The sequence below is a fragment of the Ruegeria sp. O4 genome (assembly GCF_056535125.1).
In genome coordinates this window covers 45,128-53,051 of record NZ_JBQERO010000023.1, presented here as the reverse complement: position 1 = coordinate 53,051, position 7,924 = coordinate 45,128, and the positions used below count along the sequence as shown (strand labels likewise).

Here is a 7,924-nt window from a genome sequence, read left to right as displayed (position 1 = left end):
CACAACCTAGACTGACGGGATGAAGGGAAGGCGGAAGCCTATTGAGGCCGCATCCTGAACGCGCCCAAACGGCGACTTCTTCAACACTATCTCCGCAAAGTTGACGCTCCGAACTAAAACACCTTCGCAGCATTCAGCGAGAGTGTTTTCTTTGTAAGAGCTCGTTACGTCTTGCGTCGTTCTTGACTATGCAACGCCTCCGGTAAGAGGCGTGGCGAAACGCCTGCGCCCTTTTCACGTTCCATAGACAAGATTTAGGTTCTTGTGTTCGCAATTACCGCCGCCGGTCGCGGCGCGAGCTCATGGGTTGGAAGGCCACGCCCACATGCGCCTCGCAATAGGGTTTGCCTGCCTCAACCGGCAGTCCGCAGAACCAGAAATCCTCGGTCGCGGGGTCGCCCACGGGCCACTTGCAGGTTTTCTCGGTCAGTTCCATCAGCGTCAGCTTCTTGGCTTTCTTCTCGATCTCGTTGACCTTGGCCAGCGCCTCGGGGCTGATTTCGTTGGCCGAAGGCTGCGGCGGCAGCGGCTGACCGGCCGGGATGATCTGGCGGCGCGCCGGAACGGCGGGTTTCGCCTCGGCAGCAGCAGCCGGGCGCGCCGGTTCTGTCTTTGGCATGGGTCTGGGCTTGGCTTCGGCCTTGGGCGCGGGTGCCGGTTTCTCTTTCGGTTCGGACTTGGCCGGGGCTGCGCCTGCTGTCCGGTTGGACAGGCCCAGGCGGTGGACCTTGCCAATCACCGCGTTGCGGGTCACGCCACCCAGTTCCTTGGCGATCTGGCTGGCCGACTGGCCTTCGCCCCACATCTTCTTCAGCAGTTCTACGCGCTCGTCTGTCCAGGACATCGTCAGCCTTTCAAAAGCGGAAAGCGGCCCCGGATTCGGGCCGCCTTGGGAATTCGTCTCAGCCCCCTATTCTAAACACTGCAGCCCGAGTTACAAGCTGTCTTCGAATCAGGTTGAGGGCAAAGCATGCAGAATCCCGCAGAACAGACCGAACGCAGCTTTGGGGCGGTCAACTGGATGGGGCTTTACACGCTGGCGCAGCGCGAAATCCGGCGCTTTCTTTCGGTCTGGACCCAGACCGTTCTGGCGCCTCTGGTCACGGCTGGCCTGTTCCTGCTGATCTTCACCATCGCCATTGGGCCCAGCCGCCCTGACGTCATGGGCGTGCCGTTTGTGGTCTTTCTGGCACCGGGGATCCTGATGATGACTGTGATCCAGAACGCCTTTGCCAATACCTCCTCTTCGATGGTGATTGCCAAGGTGCAGGGCAATATCGTCGACACGCTGATGCCGCCGCTGTCCCCGCTCGAGATCCTGCTGGGGTATCTCGCCGGTGGCATCGCCCGTGGCCTGATGATCGCGCTGGTGATTTCAGTTGCGTTGCTGGTTTTGCTGTCCATCGCGCCCCAGCACCCGTTGATTGCACTGATCTTTGTTGTTCTGGGGGGCGCCTTCATGGGCGCACTGGGCCTGTTTGCCGGGATCTTTGCAAACAAATTCGATCAGATGGCCGCGATCACCAACTTCATCGTCACGCCATTGGCCTTCCTGTCGGGCACCTTCTATTCGGTCGAGGCGCTGCCTCCTGTCCTGAACCGCCTGACCCATCTGAACCCGGTCTTCTACCTGATCGATGGGCTGCGTTACGGCATGATCGGCGTGTCCGACAGCTCACCGTGGTTGGGCATGGCGGTTTGTGGCTTTGCCACGCTGGCCATCGGGTTGATCACCTGGCAAATGCTGCGCACCGGTTATCGGCTAAAGGCTTAACCGGTCTCTGCCAACCTGTCGGGCGGCAGGGAAGGCTTGGATTCGCCCAGCCGCGGATGCAAGCGGGCCGACACAGCCCAAGCGCCAAACAGGGCAATCCCGCCTGCCGCGAACACACCGGCCACCGGCGCCACCAACAAGACCAGAGATGCAACACCGGGCGTCAGAATGCCCGAGACATCGCGGTAACTGGAATAAATCGCCGACATCTCGGTTCGCTCAGACGGTTTAACGGCCATAAGGAAGGGCAATCCGGCGCAGATATCCAGAACGATCAGCCAGACAGACCCCAGAACCAGCGCAGCCACCGAGGCAACCGGCCATCCCGCGACCAATCCGGCTGCGAAAAAGCAGGCCCCCGCGGCGGCAAACCCGATGCGAACAGCCGACCTGAGCGACCGCGTCTGGACCCAGCGCAGGATCAACGGGGCGGCCAGCAGCATGGCGTTAGTGCATGACAGAAGGATGCCGCCCAGTTGTTCTCCCAGCCCGTTTTGGATGGCGAAAATGGGCAGGTAGACCACATATATCCACCACCCGCAGGACCGGATCATTGCAAACAGATATCCGGCAACCAGTCGGGGTTGGACAAAGAACCGGGGAAGAAAGGCCAACGGGTTCTTGGCCGGACCACGAGCCTTGGTGATCAGCTTGCCATTGCCCAGACGCATGCGCCAGAACTGCGCCAGCATGACCAGCGCCGCTCCGGCACTGATGACAAACGGGGCAGGGCGCCAAAGCTCCATCAGCAGAACACCGGCCATTGGGCCGCCCGTCCATCCCAAAGCGCTGTAGAACATGCGGCTGGTCTCGCACCGGCCAAGTTCGATCTTGCTGATGTAATCCAGCACATAGGTGTTGAAGCAGATGAAAGTGACAACCGCGGCCATGGTATTCAGGGCCAACGCGCCGACCACGGCCTCGGGGCTGCCCACGATCGCCAGCGATGCACCGCAGATGAACATGACGCAACCGGTGGAATAGGCCCATCTGCGCGGTACAAAACGGATCAGGAACGGCACCATCAACCCGACCAGCAGGGACAGGATGCCAATCAGGAAATACAGGAATGACACGGACGAGGCATCGCCCAGCGCCCGGTACATCGCCAGCGGAAAGACCGAAATCAGAATACCGCGCACCACGGCTTCGATTCCGGCCAGAATCCCGAAATCGCGCACCGATGGGGCAGGCGCGTGGCGTACCCATTCAGGTATTCGGCGTTCATGCATAACAAACTCGCAAATCAACTCAGCCCAGAATGCGCCGGTCACCTCGCCATTCATGGGGATTTGCGACACAAAGGTCGCCCCTGAACCGCAAGGGCGGTTTTTTCTGTCAGGTCCGGCGGTTTACCGCCTCGCGCCAGACCAGGATCAGCCCTCCGGTCAGGATCGTGACCGCGCCAATCAGGCTGATCCGGTCGGGGATCACATCAAACACCGCAAAATCGTACAGCGCGGCGAAAATCAGTGTGGCATAGCTGATCGGGGCCACGAATGACGCGTCCGCACGTGCCATGCCGTTGATGAAACAAACCTGCGCGCAGGCCATCAGCAGGCCGATCCCCACCAGCGCAACCCATTGCTGTGGCGTAGGCATGTGAAACACAAAGCTGACCGCGACCGTGGCGATCACCAGCCCCATCGTGTTGTTGATCAGCAGAATCTGGATCGGGGCCTCGCGCCCCGACAGTTTCTTGATAAAGATCAGCTCCATCCCGATAAACGCCGCCGCAGCCAGCGCCAGAAGGGCGGCGGGCTGAAAACTTGCAGGTGTCGGGCGCAGCAGGATCACCGCACCCACAAGGGCCACGGCCGCCGCCAGCCAGCGCCACGGGCCGACGCGTTCCCCCAACAGCGGAATGGCCAGAACCATGCCAAAGACCGGGTTCAGAAAGGAGATCGCCGTCGCATCCGCCATCGGAATGAACGCAACAGACGCGAACATCAACGTCACCCCGGCCCAGCCAAAGCTGGTTCGCCCGACATGCAGCCCCCAATGGGGCCGCCCCAGCCGGGGACGAAGCACTGCGACCGCCGACAGGATGGCAAGCAGGGCAAACAGAAACCGCCCGTGACTGATTTGCATCGCGTGCAAGGGTGGCCCGAGTGTATCCGTCCCCAAGGCCTTGGCCAACAGCGTCGTCGCCGCGATAAAGGCGGTCGCGACAAAGATCAGCCCTGCGGCCAAAGCAGGATTTTGCGCCTTCGGGGTGAACATGGGCGAAAGCGGTGCGCCAAAACGGGTGCCTTGGCAAGACGCAATTCTGCGCTCAGCGCAAAACCGGTGGGGCCGCCAGCGCCGCCTTGGCTTGTTTGAGGCTGTCCAGAAACCGCTCTGCCCGCACAATCCGCGCTTCGACCTCGTCAATCCGGTCCTGCAAAAACGCCTCGCCGTCAAAGCTGTCGGGATCGGCGGCTTCCAACTGCCCCAGCAACATGACCAGTTCTGCAATGCTGATGCCTGCCGCCTGTGCATCGGCTACCTGTTCCAGCGTGATCAGCGCGTCTTCGGGATAGTCGCGATAGCTGTTTGTGTTGTCCGGCCCCGGGCCTGACCGGATCAGCCCTTGGCGTTCATAAAACCTCAGCGTGTCACGGCTCAGCCCGCTGCGCCGCGCAAGTTCCCCGATCCGCATGTTTCAAAACCGTTGACTCAACTCCATGGTTTTGATCCTATGTCAGACAGTCATTCTCTGCAAGGACATGCACCATGGGTCCCAAATGCCAAAGTTGCGGCATGCCGCTGTCAAAAGATCCCCAGGGCGGCGGGTCCGAAGCTGACGGCGGGCGCAGCACGCGTTACTGCTCGCTGTGTTACGAAAACGGTGCATTCCGCCATCCCGACGCTTCGCTGGAAGAGTTCCAGTCTCATTGCGTCGATGCCCTCGTCGCCAAAGGCATGCCCCGCATCCTTGCCTGGGCTTTCACCCGCGGTATGGGCAAGCTCGACCGCTGGCGCCCGGCGAAATGATCCGGCGGTAATTTTGACGCGGCGGCAATAATAGGGTTTTCAGGCTGTCTTTTCACGTCTATAGAGCGGCCATGATCAAACGCGCACATATCCAGCTGCTCCGACGCCGACGCCTCTTTGCGTAATCGGCCTGTTTGATCCCATGTGCCTGCCAAATTGGCACAAATCTCACCAAATCTGTTGACGAACCGGGCCTTCGTGTATCACTCACGAGGCTCAAACGACCCGAAAAGGATGATCCCATGATCCCGTCCGTTCTGCCGACCTATAACCGCGCGCCCCTGTCATTTGTAAAGGGCGAAGGCGCCTGGCTGACCGAGGCGGATGGCCGACGTTTTCTGGACCTTGGCGCAGGGATCGCGGTGAACGCACTGGGCCACGCCCATCCGGCACTGGTGGCCGCCCTTACGGAACAGGCCCACGCGCTGTGGCATGTCTCGAACCTCTACAACATCCCGCAACAGCAGGCACTGGCAGACAAGCTGGTCGAACACACCTTTGCGGATACGGTATTCTTTACGAATTCCGGTACCGAAGCCTGTGAACTGGCCGTGAAAATGGCCCGCAAGTATTTCTATGACAAAGACCAGCCCGAACGGGTTGAGATCATCACCTTCGACGGCTCCTTCCATGGCCGGTCGTCGGCGGGCATCGCAGCGGCCGGGTCTGAGAAGATGACCAAAGGCTTTGGCCCGCTTCTGCCGGGCTTTGTCCACGTCGCCTTCGGTGATCTCGACGGTGTCACCGACGCCATCACCGAAGATACCGCAGCCATCCTGATCGAACCGATTCAGGGCGAGGGAGGCATCCGCCCCGTGCCTGACGCCGAACTCAGGGCCCTGCGCGCCATTTGTGACGAACACGGTCTGCTGCTGATCCTGGACGAGGTGCAATGCGGCGTCGGTCGTACCGGCAGGCTCTTCGCCCATGAATGGGCCGGGATCACCCCGGATATCATGATGGTCGCCAAAGGCATCGGCGGCGGTTTCCCTCTCGGTGCCGTGCTGGCAACCGAAGATGCGGCTTCCGGCATGACCGCAGGTACGCATGGCTCCACCTATGGCGGCAACCCGCTGGGCTGCGCCGTGGGCTGTGCTGTGATCGATCAGGTCGCCACACCCGCCTTCCTCGAAGGTGTCAACCGCAAGGCCGGCCTGTTGCGCCAGAAACTCGAAGGCTTGGTTGCCGATCACCCCGAGGTCTTCGAAGAGGTGCGCGGATCGGGCCTGATGCTCGGCCTGAAATGCAAGGCGCCGAATATTGATGTGGTCAATGCGGGCTATGACAATCTGGTCATCACCGTCCCCGCCGCCGACAACGTCATCCGCCTGCTGCCGCCCCTGACCCTGACCGAGGATGACATCGCCCAGGCCATGATCCGCCTCGAAAAGGCCGTCAATCAGATCGAAACCCAGCTCGCAACTGCCTGAGCTTCATCTTTTCCCAAATACTCCGGGGGTGTGGGGGCTGGCCCCCACCGCCCGACCAGCCAAAAGCGAAGCGATATGAACCATTTTCTCGATATCCACAAAACCGATGCCACCGCGCTGCGGTCCATGATAGATCAGGCGGGCGCGATGAAACAGGCGCGTCTGGGCCGTCCCAAGGCCGCCCCTGACGACGAACAGCCGCTGAAAGACCGTATGGTCGCGCTGATCTTCGAAAAGCCCTCGACCCGGACGCGCGTGTCCTTTGACGTGGGCGTGCGCCAGATGGGTGGCCAGACCATGGTGCTGTCGGGCAAGGACATGCAGCTGGGTCACGGCGAAACCATTGCCGATACCGCCCGTGTGCTGTCGCGCTATGTCGACATGATTATGATCCGCACCTTCGATGAAACCATCCTGACCGAAATGGCCGAGTATTCCGACGTGCCCGTCATCAACGGCCTGACCGACCGCACCCATCCCTGCCAGATCATGGCCGATGTTTTGACGTTCGAGGAACACCGCGGCCCCATTGCGGGCAAGAAAGTGGTCTGGACCGGCGATGGCAACAATGTCTGCGCCTCCTTCCTGCACGCCGCCGGTCAGTTCGGCTTCGATCTGACCTTCTCCGGCCCGGCCCAGCTTGACCCCGAAGAAGAATTCATGGGGTTTGCCCGCCAGAAGGGGTCCAGAGTCGTCATCGAACGGGACCCGCACAAAGCGGTCGAGGGCGCTGATCTGGTGGTTGCCGACACCTGGGTTTCGATGCATGACAGCCAATCCGCCAAGGAACGTCGCCACAACATGCTGCGCCCCTATCAGGTCAACGCGGAACTCATGTCACATGCCAAACCCGACGCGCTGTTCATGCACTGCCTGCCCGCGCATCGTGAGGAAGAAGCAACCTCCGAGGTCATGGACGGCCCGAACTCGGTCATCTTCGACGAGGCTGAAAACCGCCTGCACGCACAAAAGGCCGTAATGCGCTGGTGTCTGGGCGTTTAAGATCAACTTGCAGTTTCGAGAGGGCCATCAGGCTCTCTCATGACCCCCGGAGCATTCAATGCCTCACGTAACGCTGGAATTTTCCAAATCTCTGGAAGACACCCATGATTTCCAGATGATCTGCGAGCGGCTGCATACCGTTCTCGCAAAACATGATGAAATCGACGCCTCAGCGCTCAAGATCCGCGCCGCACCGATTGCCTATTCCTACATCGGAACGCAACCGCAGACCTTCGTGCATGCCACGCTGCTGTTGATGCGGGGCCGGGATGAGGCCACACGGGCCGAGCTTAACGCCATCATTCTGGACGTTCTGGCCCAGACCTTGCCCGAGGTCGGCAGCATCACCGTGCAGGATGTCGAGATGACCCGCGCCACCTATGCAAAGCGGCTGGCAGGTTGATGGCGCGGGTACTCTCCGGGTCCGTCAGCCGTGTATCGGCGCGTTGTTGATCGCGCTGAGGTCTTCCATGATGTCAAAGACATGATCCGAGGTCACTGCGACCCCGATGGCCTCAAGGCGTTTCAGGTGCATCGCCTTGTAGGTCTCCAGACTGGCGCGATCGCGAAACAGATAGGTCGATCCGAAATGGTTCGTGCCTTCTTCGACAGTCCAGATCTTCCAGACGACACCGGGTTCCTGGGCGATGCTTTCAGCCAGTTCCTTTGTTCCGGCCAGAAACTCTGCGGTTACGGGTCCGTCATAGGCCAGATGCAGATCCCAGATTTTCATCGTACTCAT

The 7,924-nt window shown here is 60.6% G+C and carries 10 protein-coding genes; 5 read left to right on the top strand and 5 right to left on the bottom strand.

The window, feature by feature from the left end; genetic code table 11:
* Positions 1-274: 274 nt before the first annotated feature.
* A complete protein-coding gene (locus ACR0J7_RS18460) occupies positions 275-844 on the bottom strand; it encodes a GcrA family cell cycle regulator (RefSeq protein WP_267363457.1) in 570 nt (189 codons plus the stop codon).
* Between the two features lie 126 nt (positions 845-970).
* Here ACR0J7_RS18460 and ACR0J7_RS18455 point away from each other — a divergent pair, with 126 nt between their 5' ends.
* On the top strand, positions 971-1,774 hold the full coding sequence (locus tag ACR0J7_RS18455) for an ABC transporter permease (protein WP_209505676.1): 804 nt from the start codon (positions 971-973) through the stop codon (positions 1,772-1,774).
* Here the strand turns inward: ACR0J7_RS18455 and ACR0J7_RS18450 are convergent.
* The 3 genes from ACR0J7_RS18450 to ACR0J7_RS18440 all read right to left on the bottom strand — a co-directional run bounded on the left by ACR0J7_RS18450 (position 1,771) and on the right by ACR0J7_RS18440 (position 4,415).
* Positions 1,771-3,006: an MFS transporter gene (locus ACR0J7_RS18450; RefSeq protein ID WP_480484540.1), complete on the bottom strand. Its 1,236-nt coding sequence runs from the start codon at positions 3,004-3,006 to the stop codon at positions 1,771-1,773. The two genes, ACR0J7_RS18455 and ACR0J7_RS18450, sit on opposite strands and share 4 nt — an antisense overlap.
* A gap of 106 nt (positions 3,007-3,112) precedes the next feature.
* Positions 3,113-3,997 carry a DMT family transporter gene (locus ACR0J7_RS18445; protein ID WP_480900261.1) on the bottom strand — a complete coding sequence of 295 codons (885 nt, stop codon included), beginning with the start codon at positions 3,995-3,997 and terminating at the stop codon, positions 3,113-3,115.
* 52 nt (positions 3,998-4,049) lie between these two features.
* Positions 4,050-4,415: a MerR family transcriptional regulator gene (locus ACR0J7_RS18440; protein ID WP_209505680.1), complete on the bottom strand. Its 366-nt coding sequence runs from the start codon at positions 4,413-4,415 to the stop codon at positions 4,050-4,052.
* Positions 4,416-4,489: 74 nt separating this feature from the next.
* Here ACR0J7_RS18440 and ACR0J7_RS18435 point away from each other — a divergent pair, with 74 nt between their 5' ends.
* The 4 genes from ACR0J7_RS18435 to ACR0J7_RS18420 all read left to right on the top strand — a co-directional run bounded on the left by ACR0J7_RS18435 (position 4,490) and on the right by ACR0J7_RS18420 (position 7,585).
* On the top strand, positions 4,490-4,750 hold the full coding sequence (locus tag ACR0J7_RS18435) for a zinc ribbon domain-containing protein (protein ID WP_480773905.1): 261 nt from the start codon (positions 4,490-4,492) through the stop codon (positions 4,748-4,750).
* A 242-nt stretch (positions 4,751-4,992) separates the two neighbouring features.
* Positions 4,993-6,180 carry an acetylornithine transaminase gene (locus ACR0J7_RS18430; RefSeq protein WP_480773904.1) on the top strand — a complete coding sequence of 396 codons (1,188 nt, stop codon included), beginning with the start codon at positions 4,993-4,995 and terminating at the stop codon, positions 6,178-6,180.
* A gap of 75 nt (positions 6,181-6,255) precedes the next feature.
* On the top strand, positions 6,256-7,182 hold the full coding sequence (argF, locus tag ACR0J7_RS18425; RefSeq protein WP_480473650.1) for an ornithine carbamoyltransferase: 927 nt from the start codon (positions 6,256-6,258) through the stop codon (positions 7,180-7,182).
* 58 nt (positions 7,183-7,240) lie between these two features.
* A complete protein-coding gene (locus ACR0J7_RS18420; protein WP_480915201.1) occupies positions 7,241-7,585 on the top strand; it encodes a 5-carboxymethyl-2-hydroxymuconate Delta-isomerase in 345 nt (114 codons plus the stop codon).
* 24 nt (positions 7,586-7,609) lie between these two features.
* Here the strand turns inward: ACR0J7_RS18420 and ACR0J7_RS18415 are convergent, their stop codons facing one another.
* On the bottom strand, positions 7,610-7,924 hold the full coding sequence (locus tag ACR0J7_RS18415; RefSeq protein WP_480473648.1) for a monooxygenase: 315 nt from the start codon (positions 7,922-7,924) through the stop codon (positions 7,610-7,612).

Excerpts from the sequence above, each read along its gene's own strand:
- ACR0J7_RS18460 (WP_267363457.1), bottom strand. The coding sequence starts at position 844 with ATGTCCTGGACAGACGAGCGCGTAGAACTGCTGAAGAAGATGTGGGGC.
- ACR0J7_RS18455 (WP_209505676.1), top strand. The coding sequence starts at position 971 with ATGCAGAATCCCGCAGAACAGACCGAACGCAGCTTTGGGGCGGTCAAC.
- ACR0J7_RS18450 (WP_480484540.1), bottom strand. The coding sequence starts at position 3,006 with ATGCATGAACGCCGAATACCTGAATGGGTACGCCACGCGCCTGCCCCA.
- ACR0J7_RS18445 (WP_480900261.1), bottom strand. The coding sequence starts at position 3,997 with ATGTTCACCCCGAAGGCGCAAAATCCTGCTTTGGCCGCAGGGCTGATC.
- ACR0J7_RS18440 (WP_209505680.1), bottom strand. The coding sequence starts at position 4,415 with ATGCGGATCGGGGAACTTGCGCGGCGCAGCGGGCTGAGCCGTGACACG.
- ACR0J7_RS18435 (WP_480773905.1), top strand. The coding sequence starts at position 4,490 with ATGGGTCCCAAATGCCAAAGTTGCGGCATGCCGCTGTCAAAAGATCCC.
- ACR0J7_RS18430 (WP_480773904.1), top strand. The coding sequence starts at position 4,993 with ATGATCCCGTCCGTTCTGCCGACCTATAACCGCGCGCCCCTGTCATTT.
- argF (WP_480473650.1), top strand. The coding sequence starts at position 6,256 with ATGAACCATTTTCTCGATATCCACAAAACCGATGCCACCGCGCTGCGG.
- ACR0J7_RS18420 (WP_480915201.1), top strand. The coding sequence starts at position 7,241 with ATGCCTCACGTAACGCTGGAATTTTCCAAATCTCTGGAAGACACCCAT.
- ACR0J7_RS18415 (WP_480473648.1), bottom strand. The coding sequence starts at position 7,924 with ATGAGTACGATGAAAATCTGGGATCTGCATCTGGCCTATGACGGACCC.